Genomic DNA, 18754 nt, shown 5'->3' with positions numbered 1-18754 from the left:
ACACGCTCGAACGGTCGCGACTCGCCGTTGTGCGTCGAAACCACGCGGCGTGTCGCGACCGTTGGTGCAGCTAGAACCGAATCAGCCCTGGCGCTTGAGGCGGGCCGTCGCGCGGGCGCGCTCATTGGCGTCGAGGTTGACCTTGCGGATGCGGACGATCTCGGGCGTGACCTCGACGCACTCGTCCTCGCGGGCGAACTCGAGGCTCTCCTCGAGCGACAGCTGGCGCGGCGGCGTCATGGACTCGAAGGTGTCGGAGCTCGCGGCACGCATGTTCGTGAGCTTCTTCTCCTTCGTGATGTTCACGTCCATGTCGTCCGCGCGCGAGTTCTCGCCGATCACCATGCCCTCGTAGACCTCCTGCGTGGGCTGGACGAAGAACGACATGCGCTCCTGCAGCGCGATGATCGCGAAGGGGGTGACGACACCCGAACGGTCGGAGACGATCGAGCCGTTCTGGCGCGTGACGATCGTGCCCGCCCAGGGCTCGTAGCCGTGCGAGATCGCGTTCGCGATGCCGGTGCCGCGGGTCGTGGTGAGGAACTCGGTGCGGAAGCCGATCAGGCCGCGCGAGGGGACGATGAACTCCATGCGCACCCAGCCGGTGCCGTGGTTGGTCATGTTGTCCATACGGCCCTTGCGGGTGGCGAGCAGCTGCGTGATCGCGCCGAGGTACTCCTCCGGCGCGTCGATCGTCAGGTGCTCGAACGGCTCGTGCGTCTTGCCGTCGACCTGCTTCGTGACCACCTGCGGCTTGCCGACGGTCAGCTCGAAGCCTTCGCGACGCATGTTCTCGACGAGGATGGCGAGGGCCAACTCTCCGCGACCCTGCACCTCCCAGGCATCCGGGCGTCCGATGTCGACGACCTTGAGAGACACGTTGCCGATCAGTTCGCGGTCGAGGCGGTCCTTGACCATGCGCGCGGTCAGCTTGTGTCCCTTGACCTTGCCGACGAGGGGCGACGTGTTCGTGCCGATCGTCATCGAGATCGCGGGGTCGTCGACCGTGATCGCCGGCAGCGGCCGCACGTCTTCGGGGTCGGCGATCGTCTCGCCGATCGTGATGTCGGGGAAGCCGGCGATCGCGACGATGTCACCCGGGCCTGCGTCATCCGCGGGGTAGCGCTCGAGGGCGCGCGTCTTGAAGAGCTCGGTGATACGGGCGTTGCTGGTCGTGCCGTCGGAGCGCACCCAGGCGACCGTCTGGCCCTTCTTGAGCGTGCCGTTGAAGACGCGCAGCAGGGCGAGGCGACCGAGGAACGGGCTCGAGTCGAGGTTCGTGACCCAGGCCTGCAGCGGCGCGTCGTCGTCGTACGACGGGGCCGGCACGTGCTCGAGGATCGCGCCGAAGAGCGGCTCGAGGTCGTCGTTGTCGGGCAGGGCACCGTTGTCGGGACGGTTCAGCGACGCAGCACCGGCACGGCCACTGGCGTAGACGACCGGGACATCGAGCAGGGCGTCGACATCGAGGTCCGGCACGTCGTCGACCAGGTCGGACGCGAGTCCGAGCAGCAGGTCGTGGCTTTCTTCCTCGACCTCGGCGATGCGCGCGTCGGGGCGGTCCGTCTTGTTGACGAGCAGGATCACGGGAAGCTTGGCCTCGAGCGCCTTGCGCAGCACAAACCGCGTCTGCGGGAGCGGGCCCTCGGATGCATCGACGAGCAGCACGACACCGTCGACCATGGACAGGCCGCGCTCGACCTCGCCGCCGAAGTCGGCGTGGCCGGGGGTGTCGATGACGTTGATCGTCACGGGACCGTCGGTCGCGTGCACACCCTTGTAGGTGACCGCCGTGTTCTTGGCGAGGATCGTGATGCCCTTTTCGCGCTCGAGGTCGTTCGAGTCCATCGCGCGCTCTTCTGTGTGCTCGTGCGAACCGAACGAGCCGGTCTGGCGGAGCATGGCGTCGACGAGGGTCGTCTTGCCGTGGTCGACGTGCGCGACGATCGCGACATTGCGGAGATCGGAACGGAAGGCACGCGCCATGAAAAGGTCCTTGCAGTGATGGGAAGTGTGAGAGACGGCCCGGTGTTTCGACAGGCTCAGCAGCCGATGTCGAAGGGTCCAGTCCCCCTCAGCCTATCGCAGGCCGCTGTGAGCCCGGCGAGTGCCCTCTTCCGCGCGGTGTGGGCGCCCGGATGCGCCAGGAACGACAGCGGGGCGGGACCCCGAAGGATCCCGCCCCGCCCGGACAACAACCGCTGCTTACTCGGCGGCCCAGCCCACGAGCGTCCAGTCGATCGTCTCGAACTGCGTGGCGCCCCAGTTCACGAGACCATCCGTGACTGCGTACACGTTCGGGAGCGGCGCGATCGGGAACATCGGGACGTACTCCCAGATGGCCGCGTTGATCTCGTTCGCGATCTCGATGCGCGCCTCGGGGTCGAGCTCGGTGTTGGCCTGGTCCCACAGGTCGCCGAGCGCCTCATCGGTCGTGCCGGTGAAGTTCTGCTCGGAGTCCAGCGGGAAGAACAGCGGCTCCGATGAGGAGATCGGGAACGCGGTGCCGACCCACGAGAAGCTGACCATCTCGAAGTCGCCCGGGATCACGTAGTCGCTGAAGTAGCCGGCAACGGGAACCGAAACGAGCTCGACGGGGATGCCGAACTCACCGAGGTCGGCCTGGACCTGCTCGGCGCGCTGGATGTTCGTCGCGGTGTCGGCGGGAACGGTGACGCTCAGCTCGAGCGGCTCACCGTCCTTGACCCACGAGTCGCCTTCCTTGCTGTATCCGGCCTCTTCGAGGAACGCGGCACCGGCATCGAGGTCGTAGGGCAGCGCGTCATCCGTGTAGCCATCCTGACCGGGCATGAAGATGTAGTCGCCCTGCGTGACGGCGGGCACGCCGACAGGCGTGTTGGCCGCGGCCGCGATCTGCTCGCGGTTGACGATCGAGGCGACCGCCTTGCGCACGTTGACGTCCGCGAGGGGACCTTCCTTGGCGTTCATCGTGACGTGGGTCCACGTCAGGCCGTTCGTGGCCTGGATGTCCGCGCCGTCGACGGTCTGCGCGGTCTCGTAGAGGTCCGCACTCGCCGAGATGTAGAGCGCGTCGATCTCACCGTTCGCGAACGACGAACCCTGCTGGTCCTGGCTGACGGCCTGGAACAGGATGCGGTCGAGCTTGGGGGTCTCGCCCCACCACAGCGGGTTGCGCTCGAGCGTGATGACCTGGCCGGTCACGTCGATGTCGGTGAACATGAAGGGACCGCTCGAGGGCATGCCCTGCGTGAGGAAGCCCTCGTTGAACGCGGCGGGGTCGCTCGCGATGCTCTCTTTGAGCACGCTCGTGAACAGGCCCTGCCAGTCGGCGTAGATCGACGAGAAGGTCACGACGACGTGGTACTCGTCGTCGCCCTGCTCGATGGACTCGATCTGGTCCCACCCTGCGGTCGAGACGTTGATGAACTCTTCGTTGGAGCCGTTGTTGGCGAGCCACGTGGCCGCGTAGTCGGCGACCGTGATGGGGGTTCCGTCTTCCCAGACCGCGTCGGGGTTGAGCGTGATCTCGACGACCTGCGGGTCTTCGCTCGTGATCTCGGCCGACGACGCGTAGTTCTCGTCGACGATCGGTACGCCGGTCTCGTCGATCTTGAACGGGCCGCCGAGCGTCGTCTCGACGATGTCGTTGGTGTCGGACTCGTTGCCGTCGATCTGGTAGATGTTGAAGTTGACGGGCAGGGCCGAGACCGCGAGGGTCAGGTCGCCGCCGTCCTGGACGTCCGCGGCGTCCGCGCGCACCCAGTCGGTGGAGGGCAGTTCAGCCGCATCCGTCGGGGCGTCGCTCGGACCCCCGGTGTTGCCTGCTGAACAGCCCGCGATGATCAACGCGCTTGCGCCGAGCATCGCGATGGCGCCGAGCGCCTTCGCACTTCGAGTTCTCATGTGATCGTTTCCTCTCGTGTTTTCGGGGGAAGACCGGGGTGGCGTGGTGCCGTCACCTCGGGCGTTACCCGGCGCGGTCGAGCGCCACCTGATCCATCAGCGCGGAGCGATCCGCGTGATGGCAGGCGACGCTCGCGCGGCCGTGCCGGGTCAGTTCGGGGTCGCTTCCGCGGCAGACCTGCTGCGATGCGTCGTCCAGCAACGCGTACAGCGGGCAGCGGGTGCGGAAGCGGCACCCCGAGATCTCCTGCGTCGGGCTCGGGAGGTCCCCCTGCAGCAGGATGCGTGTGCGGGCGCGTTCGATGCGCGGGTCGGGAATCGGTGCGGCCGAGATGAGGGCCTTGGTGTACGGATGCCTGGGCTCATTGAAGACCTCGGCGATCGGACCCTGTTCGACGATGCGACCGAGGTACATCACGGCCACGTCGTCGGCGATCTGCCGGACGACGGCGAGGTCGTGCGCGACGAAGAGGAACGAGAGGCCGAGACGGTCCTTCAAGTCTTCGAGCAGGTTGATGATGCCGGCCTGGATCGAGACATCCAACGCCGAGACGGGCTCGTCGAGCACGATGATCGAGGGGTTCGTCGAGAGCGCGCGGGCGATGCCGATGCGCTGGCGCTGACCACCCGAGAACTCGTGCGGGTAGCGATCGGCCATCGCGGGGTCGAGGCCGACCAGTTCGAGCAGCTCGACGACGCGCTTGTCGCGCTCGGCCTTGGGCTTGCCCGCGACCCACAGCGGCTCGGTGATGACCTCGCCGATCGGCAGGCGCGGGTCGATGGCGCCCATCGGGTCCTGGAAGACGATCTGGATGTCTTCCCGCAACGCGTGGCGCGCACCCTTGCCGAGCTGGTCCACGTCCTTGCCCGAGATCTCGATCTTTCCGCCCTGGGGCGCGACCATCTCCATGATCTCGAGGATCGTGGTGGTCTTGCCGCATCCGGATTCACCGACGAGCCCGAGGGTACGGCCCGCCTGGAGCGTGAACGAAACCCCGTCGACGGCGCGCACGGTGCCGATCCGGCGCGGGAAGATCGACCCCTTCATGAGCGGGAAGTGGCGCACCAGATCGGTTACTCGAACGACGGGAGCATCCGTTGTCTGGGCGCGCTCCTCCTGTGGCAGCGGCTCGGGACGCGGGAACACCTCTGCGCGCGGGAGTTCACCGCGCGCGATCTCGCCGGCACGGATGCACGCTGAAACGTGCGGCGGTACCGAACCCGGATCGTGCTCGAGCAGCTCGGGCTCGATATCGCGGCAGGCGTCGATCGCGACGGGGCAGCGCGGGGCGAACGGGCACCCGCGCGGCAGGGCGCTGAGCGATGGCGGTCGCCCCTCGAGCGGCACCAGGCGCTGCGTGCCGGCCGTCAGCATGTTCGGCACCGAGCGCAGCAGGCCGATCGTGTAGGGCATGTGGGGTTCGTGGAAGACCTCGTCGGTCGTGCCGAGCTCGACGAGCTTGCCGGCGTACATCACGCCGACACGATCGGCATGACCGGCGACGACGCCGAGGTCGTGCGTGATGAGCACGACCGCGGAGCCCGTGATCTCGCGCGCGGTCTCGAGCACCTCGAGAATCTGGGCCTGGATCGTCACATCGAGCGCCGTCGTCGGCTCGTCGGCGATGATCACCTTCGGGTCGTTCGCGATCGCCATCGCGATCATGGCTCGTTGACGCATTCCGCCCGAGAACTCGTGCGGGAAGGCGCGGGCGCGACGCTCGGCGTCGGGAATGCCGACGATCTTCAGCAGCTCGACCGCGCGCGCGTGCGCGGCCTGAACCGAGAGGGAGGAGTCGTGCAGACGCAGGCCCTCGGAGATCTGGTCGCCGACCGAGTACACCGGGGTCAGCGCCGAGAGCGGGTCCTGGAACACCATGGCGAGTTCGGCGCCACGGATGCGCGACAGTTCGTTGTCGCCCATGCCCAGAAGCGAGCGCCCCTCGAACTCGATGGCGCCCGTGATCTCGGCGGACGAGGGCAGCAGACCCATGACGGCCAGCGACGAAACGGACTTGCCCGAGCCGGACTCGCCGACGATGCCGAGGAACTCGCCCGCGTGGACGTCGTACGAAATGCCGCGCACGGCGCGCACGGGGTCGCCGCCGCGCTGCGGGAACGTCACGCTGAGGTCGCGGACGGAGAGGAGCGGCGCCCCCACGACGGGTGTGCGAGCGGCGGCCTTGCGACCGACCTGGAACTCAGCCACGGTTCACCCCCGAGGTCGGGTCGATGGCGTCGCGCAGGGCGTCGCCGATCAGGCTGATGGCGAAGAGAAGGATGATGAGCACCGCCGCGGGGAAGACGAAGAGCCAGGGCCGGGTGAGCGCCGCGGCGGTGCCGTCGGCGAGAAGCGTGCCGAGCGAGACATCCGGCTTCTGCACACCGAACCCGAAGTAGCTGAGCGACGTCTCGGCCATGATCGAGGCGACAATGCCGAGCGTGGCGTCGATGATGAGCAGCGAGGCGACGTTCGGCAGGACGTGCCGGCCGAGGATCTTGCGCGTCGGCATGCCCATGTACCGGGCCGCGCGCACGAAGTCGCGGTTCCGGAGCGACCGGGTCTGGTTGCGGACGACCTGCGCCATGATCATCCAGCTGAAGATCGCCAGGAAGAAGGTCAGCGCCAGCCACGACAGCCCGCGGGTCAGCGGGCTCAGCAGCACGAGGATGAAGAACGAGGGGATCACGAGCAGCAGGTGGATGAACCATCCGATCACGCTGTCCGCGCGCCCCCCGAGATACCCCGCGAGCGACCCCACGATCGCCGCGATAAGGGTGGCGCCGACACCGGCCAGCAGCCCGATGATGAGCGACTTCTGCAGCCCCGACATGGTCTGGGCGTAGATGTCCTGACCGATCGCGTTCGTGCCGAACCAGTGGCGGAGGGTCGGCCCCATGCCCATGTTCAGCGCGTCGCGGTCGGTGACACCCCACGGGTACGCCAGCGGCCCGATGATCGCCCACAGCACGATCAGGGCGAAGACGGATGCCCCGACCCAGAATCGCGGCATGCCGCGCAGCCGCGCCCACACCAGGCGGTTGCGCGAGAGGGGCTTGCGCTCCCGGGTGACCGGGTCGCGGGGCTCGAGCGGCGCCTCGAGCGCCTCTTGCTGCATGGTCATGTCAGGCCCTCACCCTCGGGTCGAGCGCCGCGTAGAGCACTTCGGACAGCGTCGACGACAGCAGCACGAGAACCGCGACGAACAGCGTCGAGCCGGCGACCGCGTTGATGTCGTTCTGGGTCACCGCGTTCAGCTGGAACTGCCCCATCCCCCGCCACGAGAAGACGATCTCGAGCATCGCCGAGCCGGCGATGAGCGTGCCGAAGCTGTAGGCGAAGAACGTAGACATAGGGATGAGCGCGATGCGCACCCCGTGACGCACGAGCGCCTTCGAACGGGGCAGGCCCTTGGCGCGGGCCGTGCGGATGTAGTCGGCGCCCAGAACGTCGAGCATCACGCTGCGCTGATAGCGCGAATACGACGAGGCGCTGATCAGGACGAGCGCGATCGTCGGCAGCAGCAGATGGATGGCCCGGTCGAGCGCGATGTCCCACCAGCCGCCAGAAATCCCGGCGGTGTACTCGCCCGTGAAGCGGATGACCTGGGTTCCCAGCGCGTTGTTGAACGACGTCGCGGCGATCATGAGCAGAACGCCGATCACGAAGGTCGGCGTCGCGAAGACGATGTACGAGGAGTACGTGACGATCTGGTCGCTCGCGCGGTACTGCCGCACGGCCCCCCAGACGCCGAGGAGCACGCCCACGATCGCGCCGAGGATCGACCCGATCAGCAGCAGACGCAGGCTCGCGCCCGAACGCGCCGCGATCTCGGCCGTGACCTGCGCCCCGCCGACCGTCTCGCCGAGCGAGAACTGCGTGAACAGGTTGACGAGCCAATTCCACAATCGCACGAGCACGGGCACGTCGGGATTCACACCCATCGCGTCGAGGCTCGCATCGATCGAGGCCTGCGGCGGACGGGGGTTCATTCCATAGAACCGGTCGGCCGGCTTCAGCAGCACGCTGGCCAGGATGTACGCGAGGCACGTCGCGATCAGGCTGAGGATCGCGTAGTGGATGAACCTGCGGACCACATAGAGCGTCACCGGGCGGGCCTGGCGGGTGTGTCGCGGTATGCAGCGGGGGAGGTTGCGTACGTCATCGTGGATCTCTCGGAAGCAGTTCCGGGTTGGAACTCAGTGTCACGAAGGCTGGCTTTCAGCCCGCCGTGGGTGCCGGCGATTCATAGACCCTAACCCGGCACATCGAGACAGTCACACACATTCGCCGGTCTTTTCACGAACGTAACAATCTCGCCCCCTGCGAGAAATGCGCGAGATGACCGTTAGAACCTACGCATTACATTCATTGAACGACGTTAACGATTGTCACAGCGCTCACGGCCCAGATGGCGATGACAGCGAGCGCGACGAGCGCCGCAACGTCCCAACGGCGACGGATCACGGGTGCGGTGTGCGCTCCGCCAGAGGACGCGTCCACCTGGGACCCGATTCCGTGATCCGCTCGGCTTTCGGTCGCCGAGATCCACTGCTCCCTCAGCAACTCCATGTCGCGCAATGCCGGCGGTTCGCGTCTCTCTCCCCCGCCGAAGCGCAAGGGGGGCCGGCCGGGGCGCCCCGCGACCGGACCGCCGAAGCTCGAGACATCCTGTCCCGAACTCAGGCGGAAGCGCACCTGCCAGCGCAGCTCGATGTCTCGCACCGCGCTCCACGGGAACTCCACGATGCGCAGCAGGTTGTGCACGCGGACACCGGATGCGTCGGTGCGGATGTGCGGTGCGTAGACCAGCACGTAGACGAACCAGAGCACCAGCAGAACCCAGGGCGCGAGCAGCAACATCTCGCCCACCCCGGCGCGCACGCCCGCGTCGACGAGCAACGCGAGCGCGACGAGCGCGGCGACGATCAGGCCGATCGTCGCCGACGGCGCCCGAAAGACACGGACATCGCTATCCGGCGTCGACGGCGAAGGCACGCGCCTCACACACCACCGAGCGGGATCGACGCCCCCGGGATCGCCGCCAGCAGCCGACGCGTGTACTCCTCGGCCGGGTTCGCGAAGATCTCGTCCACCGTGCCCTGCTCGACGATCTTGCCCCGCTCCATGACGGCCACCATGTCGGCGGCGACACGGACGACGGCGAGGTCGTGCGTGATGAACAGGTACGTCAGGCCGAGCTCGCTCTGCAGCTCGGCGAGCAGCTGCAGGATCTGATCCTGCACCAGCACGTCGAGCGCCGAGACGGCCTCGTCGAGCACCACGACGTCCGGCTTGAGCGCGAGCGCACGCGCGATGGCGACGCGCTGACGCTGCCCGCCCGAAAGCTCGTTCGGGTAGCGCGACTCGAGCGACTGCGGCAGCGAGACCTGGTCCAGCAGCTCCGCCACGCGGGCCCGGCGCGACGCGCGGTCGCCGACCTTGTGGATGTTCAGCGGCTCCGAGATCGTGTTGCCGATGTTGCGCAGCGGATCGAGCGATCCGTACGGGTCCTGGAAGACCGGCTGCATCTGACGGCGCAGCCGGAAAGACTCGCGGCCGCCCAGCTTGGCGACGTCCTGGCCGTCGACGAGGACGTCACCCGACGTCGGATCCTCGAGTTTGAGCACCATCTTCGCCACCGTGGACTTGCCGGAACCCGACTCCCCCACCAGAGCGAGCGTCTTACCGCGCGGAATCTGGAACGAGACGCCGTCGACGGCCCGGAACGCTTCGCTGCGGAACCCGCCGAGTCGGATCTTGTACTCCTTGACGAGATCCCGCACCTCGATCGCGGGCGGGATCGCCGCGACGTCCGCGCTGGTCTCGATGCCTCGATCCTGCACACGCGTCTGAATACGTTTCGACGCGAGGCTCGGCGCCGCGGCGACGAGGCGCTGCGTGTACGGATGCAGCGGGTTCTCGAGGATCTCGCGGCTCGGACCCATCTCGACGATCTCGCCCCGGTTCATCACGATGATCTTCTCCGCGCGCTCGGCGGCGAGTCCGAGGTCGTGCGTGATCAGGAGCACCGAGGTGCCCTTGTCGCGGGTGAGCGTGGCCATGTGATCGAGGATCACGCGCTGCACCGTCACGTCGAGAGCCGATGTCGGCTCGTCGGCGATCAGCAGCTTGGGGTCGGCCGCCAGGCCGATGCCGATCAGGGCGCGCTGGCGCATACCGCCCGAGAACTGGTGCGGAAACTGGTGCAGGCGCTTCGCGGCATCCGGAAGTCCTGCCTGTTGCAGAACCTCGATGGCCCGCGCGTCGACGTCCTTGCGGCTCGAGGCGATCCCGTTCGCGCGGATCGCCTCTTTCACCTGGAAGCCGATGCTCCACACGGGGTTGAGATTCGACATCGGGTCCTGCGGGACATAGCCGATCTCGCGCCCGCGGATGCGCTCCATCTGTCCGGCGTTCAGGTCGGTGAGCTCGCGCCCATCCAACTGGATGCTTCCGCCCGTCACGAGCCCGTTGCCGGGAAGCAGGTTCACCACGGCAGAGGCCGTGGTGGACTTGCCCGAGCCGGACTCCCCCACGATCGCGACGGTCTCGCCCGGAAAGATGTCGAGGCTGACGCCGTGGAGCACCTCGTTGGTACCGAAGGCGACCGTCAGATCGCGGATGCTCAGAAGCGGGACGTCGATTCGCTCGCTCATCGGCGGGCCCTCGCCTTCGGATCGATGGCATCTCGGAGAAGCTCGCCGAGCACGATGAATGCGAGCACGGTGACCGTGAGCGCGATCGAGGGGTAGATCAGCGCCATCGGCGCGACACGCAGGGACTGCTGCGCCTGGCTGATGTCATTGCCCCACGACATCGTCTCGCTCCCGAGCCCGACGCCCAGGAACGCGAGCGTCGCCTCGGCGACGATGGCGGCTGCGAGCGAGATGGTCGAGACGACCAGCACGGGCGGCAACGCGTTCGGAACGACGTGCGAGACGAGTGTCCGGAAGCGCGACTGGCCGAGCGCGCGGGACGCCATCACGAAGTCCGCCTGCCGCACACGCAGGATCTCGGCGCGGATGATGCGCGCCGTCGACGCCCAGGCGAACCCACCGATTGCGAAGGCGAGCGTGAAGACCGTGCGGTTCTGCGAGAACACGCTCATCACGACGATCGCCGCGAGGATGTACGGGATGGCGAAGAAGATGTCACCGATGCGCGAGAGCAGCGAGTCGAGCCATCCGCCGTAGAAGCCGGCAAGTGCGCCGAAGACCAGGCCCACGGTCGTGCCGATGACGGTTGCGATCAGGCCGACCGAGATCGAGGTGCGCGCGCCCCACACGATGCGCGACCAGACGTCGCACCCCTGGAAGGTGAAGCCGAGCGGGTGACCCGGGGCCGGTCCGCCGTTGCTGTTCTCGAGGAAGCACTGCGAGTTCGGCGGCACCTGCGTGAACAGGGTCGGCGCGAACGCCATGATCACGATGATCACGACGACGATGCTCGAAACCCAGAAGGTCGGGCGACGACGCATGTCGCGCCAGGCGTCGAGCCAGAGGTTGCTGCGCTTCGCGGCGACGCGAACCTCGTCGACGGCGATCGTCGCGTCACGTACGGGGGCAACGAAGTGCGGGGCGGGAATGCGATCACTTGGCATAGCGGATCCTCGGATCGAGCAGACCATAGAGCAGGTCGACGACGAGATTGACGAGCACGTATACGACCACGAAAACAGTCACGAACGAGACCACGGTGGGCCCCTCCTGTCGCGTGATCGCCTCGTACAGCGTGTTCCCCACACCGGGAACGTTGAAGATTCCCTCGGTGACGGTCGCGCCGACGAGCAGCACACCGAAGTTGGTGGCCGAGTTGGTGATGACGGGCAGCAGTGAGTTGCGCATGACGTGCACGGGGACGACGCGACGACGCGAGAGCCCCTTGCTGTACGCGGTGCGGACCCAGTCCTGATTGAGCGTGTCGATCGTCGACGCGCGCATCAGTCGCATGCTCGTCGCGTACAGGCTCACCCCCAACACGATGGCGGGGAGGAGCAGGTCGAACCATCCGTTCCGCGCCCCCACCGTGGGTCTGAACCACCCGAGCTGGATCGCGAGGAAGTACTGCGCGAGGAAGGCGAGCACGAAGATCGGGACGGCGACGAAGACCAGGGCGACGACGAGTGACGCGTTGTCGAACAGCTTGCCCTTGCGCAGCGCCGAGAGCGTGCCGATGATGATCGCCAACGTGAACTCGATCACCAGAGCCATGATCGCGAGACGCGCCGTCACCGGGAAGGTGCGCAACAGGATCTCCCCGACGGGCTGACCGGAGAAGCTGACCCCGAAGTCGCCTCGCAGCACACCGGTGATGTAGTAGAAGTACTGCACCAGGAACGGGTCGTCCAGGTGGTACTGCGCCCGTATCTGCTCGAGCAGAGCGGGGTTCGGGGTCCGGTCGCCGAAGAGGGCGAGGATCGGGTCCCCCGGCATGGCGAAAACCATGAAGTAGATCAGCAGGGTCGCCCCGAAGAACACGGGGATCACCTGCAGCAGTCGTCGGAGGATGTACGCGAGCACCCTCACTCCCTTCGGATACGGGGCGAGCGCACACCCTATCGGCGCGCGCGAACCCACTAAGAGCATCGTGCCGCGTCGGGTGGGCGAGCGCGAGCCCCAGGCAACATGTCGCGAGGCGGTGACGTGTATCCGTCACCGCCTCGCGAGTGAGATCGGGAGTTAGCCCTTGGTGATCTCGTGGTACAGCGGCACCGAGTTCCAGCCGAACTCGACGTTCTGGACCGTGTCGGCGTAACCGCCGGTCACGTTCGAGTACCAGAGCGGCGTCGCGGGCAGATCCTTCAGCAGGATCGACTGTGCCTGCTGGAACAGCTCGTTGGCCTCACCGGCGTCCGTCGACGAGATGCCCTCTGCGAGCAGCGCATCGAACTCGGCGTTCGAGTAGTCGCCGTCGTTGGAGCCCGCGTTGGTCGCGTAGAGCGGGCCGAGGAAGTTGTACAGACCGGGGTAGTCGGCCTGCCAACCCGTGCGGAACGCGGTCGTGATCGTGCGGGCGTTGACCAGTTCGCGCAGCTCGGCGAAGGTCGGGTAGGGAGCACCCGATGCCTCGATGCCGAGCACGTTCTTGATCGAGTTGGTCACCGCGTCGACCCATGCCTGGTGGCCGCCGTCGGAGTTGTACGCGATCTGGAACGAGCCCTCCCACGGCGAGATGGCGTCGGCCTCGGCCCACAGGGCCTTTGCCTCGTCCTCGTTGTAGGCGAGCACCTCGGCACCCTCGAGCGAGTCCGACCAGCCGTCGATGACCGGCGACGTGAAGTCGCTCGCCGGCGTGCGGCTGCCCTCGAAGATCACGTCGGTGATCTCGGGACGGTTGATCGCCATCGAGATCGCCTGGCGACGCAGCTGGCCCTCTTCGCCCGCGAAGTGCGGCAGGTACTCGGGCACCGTGAAGGACTGGAAGACCGCGGCGGGCTGGTTGACAGCCGTGCCGCCGACATCCTCGAGATCCGACTCGAAGGTCGCGAGAGCACCGGTCGGGATCTGGTCGACGACGTCGACCTCACCCGCGAGCAGGTCGGCGTACGACGCGTCCTGCGACGCGTAGAAGACGATGGTCAGGCCACCGTTCTTCACCTCACGCACACCCTTGTAGTCGGGGTTCTTGACGAGGTCGATCTGCACGTCGTGCTGCCACGCGTCGTCACCGGCGAGCATGTACGGGCCGTTGCCGATCGGGTTCTCGCCGAAGGCCGCCATGTCTTCGAACGCGACATCCGGCAGCGGGTAGAACGCCGAGTAGCCCAGGCGCAGAGCGAAGTCCGAGGCGGGCTTGTTGAGCGCGATCGTGAACGTGTAGTCGTCGACCTGCTCGAGACCCGTGAGCTCGGAGTCCTCGTCGTAGCTGAAGCCCTCGATGTCCTCGAAGAAGTAGCTGTTCAGCTGCTCGTTCGACGCGAGTGCGCCGTAGTTCCAGGCCTTGATGAAGTTGTCAGCGGTGACTTCCTCGCCGTCCGTGAAGGTCTGGCCTTCCTTGATCTTCACCGTCAGGTTCTGCGGGTCATCGACCGTGATCTCTTCGGCCATGTCGTTGACGGGCGAGCCATCCGCTTCGTAGGCCACCAGGCCCGCGAAGATCGCGTCGAGGATCTTGCCGCCGCCGACCTCGTTGGTCGTGGTGGGGATGAGCGGGTTCTCCGGCTCAGAACCGTTCGTGGTGATGATCGCGTCGCTCGCGCCGCCACCGTCGGTGTCGCCCGAGTCTCCGCTGCCCGCACAGCCGGCGAGCGTGAGCCCTCCGACGGCGAGGAGCGCGAGCCCCGACAGGGCAATCTTGTTGCGCTTCACTTGTCCTCCTGTTAAGAGTGCTGTTACGCGCAGAGTCATGGTCATGGTTCTGCGCGGGATAGAGAAACCCTAGGCATCCTGGTCCGAATGCTCCAAATCATGAGCAAAACCGTTACATAGCCTTAACTCAGGATGCCGTCTATATGGCAATCTGTCGAAGTGGAACCCGTGAGGCCCGTCGACGGCCCGATGAGACTCGACCGCCCCGCGCGGGTTCGACTGTGGTGGGAGATCGGCATCGTCCTGGCGTTGTCGGTCGGTCGGTCCGCCCTCTACTCGGTCCTGCAGCTCGTGCAGTCGCTGGAGCGCGAGGAGTCGCTCGGCCAGCAGTCGACGTCGGTCAATCCCGGGGCCGCGGCATCCGAATTCTGGCCGGTGCTCTACCAGTTCCTGTCGCAGTTCTTCGCGCTGGTGCCGGTGGCGCTGGCGATCTGGTTGCTGTGGGAGCCCGGCACGTCGGCGTTCCGGCGCATCGGCCTGGACTTCCGCCGCTTCGGCGGCGACGTCGGGCGGGGCGCCCTGCTGATCCTGGTGATCGGCGTGCCGGGGCTGGGCCTCTACGCGATCGGCCGCGCTCTCGACATCACCCTGCAGGTCGATGCCTCGCCCCTCGATCCGTCATGGTGGACGATCCCTCTGATCCTGCTCGCGGCGGTGCGCGCGGGGCTGACCGAGGAGGTCATCTTCATCGGGTACCTCTTCGATCGGCTGCGGCGGCTGGGGTGGGGCTGGTGGACGATCATCCTGTCGACCGCGGCGCTGCGCGGCGCGTATCACGCTTACCAGGGGTTCGGCCCGATGATCGGGAACTTCGTGATGGGCGTGGTCTTCGGGTGGTGCTACCGGCGCTGGGGCCGGGTCATGCCGCTCGTGATCGCGCACACGCTGATCGATGTGATCGCGTTCGTCGGGTACCCCCTCGCCGCGGCCCTGTGGCCCGGGGTCTTCGGTGTGCCGGCAGGTCCCTCGCCCGCGCCATCGGGATCTCCGTCGCCGTCCGCAACGCCCTGACCGCGGGCGGCCGGGTTTCGCGCCGAAACACCTCATCTGCGGCGAAACACCTCTCGCCACAGGGTGTTTCGGCACAGATGGGGGGTCTCGTGGCGGTGTTGCCGGCGGTGACCTCGGACACCTGTGTGCCTCGACGCATCCTCCACAGGGATGCGCCCCGGATGTCTGTCCCCGGGCCACCGCGCAGCGCCACTCGAGCGGAGGAGTTTGCGGGATGGTGGACCGATGCGGCATCCTCTCGCACCGGACGAACCCGGACTTCTGCTCGCCTCTGACGAGCGACGAGTACCGTCCGGTTTGTACACGCGGGCGGCCCGGCGGGAACTCGCGCGAGTGCGGCCCGGTGTGTACGCGCTCGCCACGTGGTGGCGCGGTTCTGCTCGAGGGGATTGGCCCGACACGCATCGCGTCGCGCCTGTCGAACGGAAGCTTGTCCGTGCGGGCGTTCCCCTCGTCGCCCCTCGTGACAACGCGATGCTCGCTACCGTACGGCGATGATCGGGCGCCGAGGGGTGCACGTGGCGGCCGCGGATGGTGGGGCCCATTCGGCAGAGCAGTCCCGCCGGATGGGGTCCGACTGTCGGATCTCCCCGCCGGGCGCCACCCGAAGCACGAGCCAGCGGGCCGGGTCAGGCGAAGGCCTCCACGGGCGGGCAGGCGCAGGCCAGGTTGCGGTCGCCCCACGCATTGTCCACCCGGCGCACGGGCGGCCAGTACTTGTTGCGCACGAGCGCGTGCACCGGATAGACGGCGCGCTCACGGGAGTACGGATGGTCCCACTCGCCCGCGATCGCCGACTCGGCGGTGTGGGGCGCATTCACCACGGGGTTGTCGTCCGCGGGCCATTCCCCCGCCGCGACGGCATGCGCCTCGGCGTGGATCGCGATCATCGCCTCGACGAACCTCTCGAGCTCGCCGAGGTCCTCGCTCTCGGTCGGCTCGACCATCAGCGTCCCCGCGACGGGGAACGACATCGTCGGAGCGTGGAATCCGTAGTCGATCAGGCGCTTCGCCACATCGTCCACCGTGATCCCGGTCGCCTCGCGCAGCGGACGCAGGTCGAGGATGCACTCGTGCGCGACCAGTCCGTTCTCGCCCGTGTACAGCACCGGGAAGTGCGCACGCAGCCGGGCCGCGACGTAGTTGGCGGCGAGCACCGCGGCGGCCGTGGCATTCCGCAGGCCCGCGGCCCCCATCATCCGCACATACGCCCACGACACCGGCAGGATCCCGGCCGACCCGTGCGGCGCACCCGAAATCGGCGCGCCATCGAAGACGAAGCCGCCCGCGTGATCTGCCCGGGGCGAGAACGGATGCCCCGGCAAGAACGGTGCGAGATGCGCTTTCGCCGCGACCGGGCCGACACCCGGCCCCCCACCGCCGTGCGGTATCGCGAACGTCTTGTGCAGATTGAGGTGCGAGACGTCGCCGCCGAGGTCGCCGAACCGCGCGTAGCCGAGCAGGGCGTTGAGGTTCGCACCGTCGACGTAGACCTGACCGCCCGCGTCGTGCACCGCCTGCGTGATGTCGAGCACGTCGTGCTCGTACACCCCGTGAGTCGACGGGTACGTGAGCATCAGCGCCGACAGCGTCGAGGCGTGCTCCTCGATCTTCGCGCGCAGGTCGTCGAGGTCGACGTTGCCCGCCTCGTCGCACGCCACGACGACGACGCGCATCCCGGCGAGCACGGCCGATGCCGCGTTGGTGCCGTGCGCCGACGACGGGATCAGGCAGACATCGCGCCCCAGGTCACCGCGCGAGCGGTGGTACCCGCGGATCGCCAGCAGCCCGGCGAGCTCGCCCTGCGATCCGGCGTTCGGCTGCAGCGAGACGGCGTCGTATCCCGTGACCTCGGCGAGCCACGTCTCGAGCTGCTCGATCAGGCCGAGGTATCCGCGCACGTCGGCCTCGGGGGCGAAGGGATGCACACGGGCGAACTCCGGCCACGACACGGCGGCCATCTCGGTCGCCGCGTTGAGCTTCATCGTGCACGACCCGAGTGGGATCATGCCGCGGTCGAGGCCGTAGTCGCGATCCGCGAGCGTCTTCAGGTACCGCATCATGGCGGTCTCGCTGCGGTGGGCGTGGAAGACCGGATGCGTGAGGTAGTCGTCCTCGCGCAGCAGACCGACCGGGAGGGCGCCGATCGAGTCGTCCGCCGGCTCCCGCGACGCGATGTCAGAGGATCCAGGCGCGCCGACCGCTGGCTCGGAAGCGGGGGACCCCGAAACGGCAGCATCGGGCAGACCGAACGCCCACGCGACGGCGTCGAGATCGGCCAGGGTCGTGGTCTCGTCGACCGACACCCCGACGGTCGCCTCGTCGACCCACAGCAGCTGGTAACCACGCGACCGGGCGCGCTCGATCACGCGACCGGCGTCGCCGGGGACGAAGACGCGGAGCGTGTCGAAGAACTCCTCCGACGCGAGGTTCAGCCCGTAGTCCCGCAGGGCGGTGGCGAGCGATGCCGCCTTGCCCGCGACATCCGCTGCTATCGCGCGCAGCCCCTCGGGGCCGTGATACACGGCGTACATCGCCGCCATGACCGCGAGCAGCACCTGGGCGGTGCAGATGTTCGAGGTCGCCTTCTCACGACGGATGTGCTGCTCGCGCGTCTGCAGAGCCAGCCGATAGGCGGGGTGCCCCGCGGCATCACGAGAGACGCCGACGAGGCGCCCCGGCAGCTGCCGCGCCAGGCCCTGACGCAGGGCGAGATAGCCCGCGTGCGGCCCACCGTAGCCGAGCGGAACGCCGAAACGCTGCGTCGTTCCGGCCGCGATGTCGGCGCCGAGTGATCCGGGCGATGCGATCAGCGTGAGGGCGAGCAGGTCCGCCGCGACGACGGCGAGGCCGCCCCGCGCCTGCACCGCCGCGATCACATCGGACGGATCCCAGACGCGGCCGGAGGCGCCGGGGTACTGGACGAGAACGCCGAAGGCCTCGGGAAGGGCCGCAGCGTCGCACGAAGCCAGGTCGATCGTCTGCAGTTCGATCCCGAGCGCCGCGGCGCGCGACTCCAGCAGAGCCCGTGTCTGCGGCAGCGCGTCCGCGTCGACCAGGAAGACGTTCGAGTCCGACTTCGAGGCACGGCGGGCGACGAGCATCCCCTCGACCACGGCGGTGGACTCGTCGAGCATGGATGCTCCCGCGATATCGAGTCCGGTCAGGTCGGTCACCATCGTCTGGAACGTGATGAGGGCCTCGAGCCGACCCTGCGAGATCTCGGGCTGGTACGGCGTGTACGCGGTGTACCAGGACGGGTTCTCGAGCACGTTCCGCGTGATCACCGCGGGAGTGAAGGTGTCGTAGTAGCCGAGTCCGATCATCGGCCGGGCCGTGCGGTTGGTCGATGCGATCTCGCGCAGCTCGGCGAGCGCCTCGGCCTCGGTCGCGGCGGGCGGGATGTCGCTCGTCGTGCGCTCGTGGACGCGGATGGCTCCCGGCACGGCGGCATCGAGCAGCGCGTCGACGCTCGGGTATCCGAGCACATCGAGCATCGCGGCCTGCGCCGACGCATCCGTCCCGATGTGGCGGGCGGCGAATGCAC

General features: G+C 67.8%; 12 protein-coding genes. 1 reads left to right on the top strand and 11 read right to left on the bottom strand.

Going from position 1 to position 18754, the window contains the following annotated elements:
* Positions 1 to 81 precede the first annotated feature (81 nt).
* The 10 genes from typA to C2868_RS03740 form a co-directional block, all read right to left on the bottom strand.
* Positions 82 to 1986: a translational GTPase TypA gene (typA, locus tag C2868_RS03785; protein WP_103662983.1), complete on the bottom strand. Its 1905-nt coding sequence runs from the start codon at positions 1984 to 1986 to the stop codon at positions 82 to 84.
* Positions 1987 to 2205: 219 nt separating this feature from the next.
* Positions 2206 to 3885, bottom strand: a complete 1680-nt coding sequence (locus C2868_RS03780; protein ID WP_181003332.1) for an ABC transporter family substrate-binding protein — start codon at positions 3883 to 3885, stop codon at positions 2206 to 2208.
* A gap of 64 nt (positions 3886 to 3949) precedes the next feature.
* Entirely contained in the window at positions 3950 to 6094 is a 2145-nt protein-coding gene (locus C2868_RS03775) for an ABC transporter ATP-binding protein (protein ID WP_258034396.1), read from the bottom strand.
* Complete coding sequence (locus tag C2868_RS03770) at positions 6087 to 7010, bottom strand: ABC transporter permease (protein WP_103662982.1); 924 nt, start codon at positions 7008 to 7010, stop codon at positions 6087 to 6089. Before C2868_RS03770 ends, C2868_RS03775 begins: the two co-directional genes overlap by 8 nt.
* Position 7011: 1 nt before the next feature.
* Complete coding sequence (locus C2868_RS03765; RefSeq protein WP_100811419.1) at positions 7012 to 7995, bottom strand: ABC transporter permease; 984 nt, start codon at positions 7993 to 7995, stop codon at positions 7012 to 7014.
* Between the two features lie 259 nt (positions 7996 to 8254).
* Entirely contained in the window at positions 8255 to 8884 is a 630-nt protein-coding gene (locus C2868_RS03760; protein WP_232711250.1) for a PH domain-containing protein, read from the bottom strand.
* Between the two features lie 5 nt (positions 8885 to 8889).
* Entirely contained in the window at positions 8890 to 10545 is a 1656-nt protein-coding gene (locus C2868_RS03755) for an ABC transporter ATP-binding protein (protein ID WP_100811421.1), read from the bottom strand.
* Entirely contained in the window at positions 10542 to 11489 is a 948-nt protein-coding gene (locus C2868_RS03750) for an ABC transporter permease (protein WP_100811422.1), read from the bottom strand. The genes C2868_RS03755 and C2868_RS03750 overlap by 4 nt, the downstream gene beginning before the upstream one ends.
* Complete coding sequence (locus C2868_RS03745; protein WP_100811423.1) at positions 11479 to 12408, bottom strand: ABC transporter permease; 930 nt, start codon at positions 12406 to 12408, stop codon at positions 11479 to 11481. Before C2868_RS03745 ends, C2868_RS03750 begins: the two co-directional genes overlap by 11 nt.
* Before the next feature lie 159 nt (positions 12409 to 12567).
* Positions 12568 to 14196 carry an ABC transporter substrate-binding protein gene (locus tag C2868_RS03740; protein WP_100811424.1) on the bottom strand — a complete coding sequence of 543 codons (1629 nt, stop codon included), beginning with the start codon at positions 14194 to 14196 and terminating at the stop codon, positions 12568 to 12570.
* A gap of 189 nt (positions 14197 to 14385) precedes the next feature.
* Here C2868_RS03740 and C2868_RS03735 point away from each other — a divergent pair, with 189 nt between their 5' ends.
* Positions 14386 to 15207, top strand: a complete 822-nt coding sequence (locus C2868_RS03735) for a CPBP family intramembrane glutamic endopeptidase (RefSeq protein ID WP_103663073.1) — start codon at positions 14386 to 14388, stop codon at positions 15205 to 15207.
* Between the two features lie 629 nt (positions 15208 to 15836).
* Here the strand turns inward: C2868_RS03735 and gcvP are convergent.
* Positions 15837 to 18704, bottom strand: a complete 2868-nt coding sequence (gcvP, locus tag C2868_RS03730) for an aminomethyl-transferring glycine dehydrogenase (RefSeq protein ID WP_219811460.1) — start codon at positions 18702 to 18704, stop codon at positions 15837 to 15839.
* Positions 18705 to 18754 lie beyond the last annotated feature (50 nt).

Origin of the sequence: Microbacterium sp. CJ77 (assembly GCF_002911615.1) — a bacterium.
Lineage (GTDB): Bacteria > Actinomycetota > Actinomycetes > Actinomycetales > Microbacteriaceae > Microbacterium.
The sequence above is the reverse complement of the archived record's forward strand: the minus strand, read 5'-3'. Positions and strand labels throughout refer to the sequence as shown.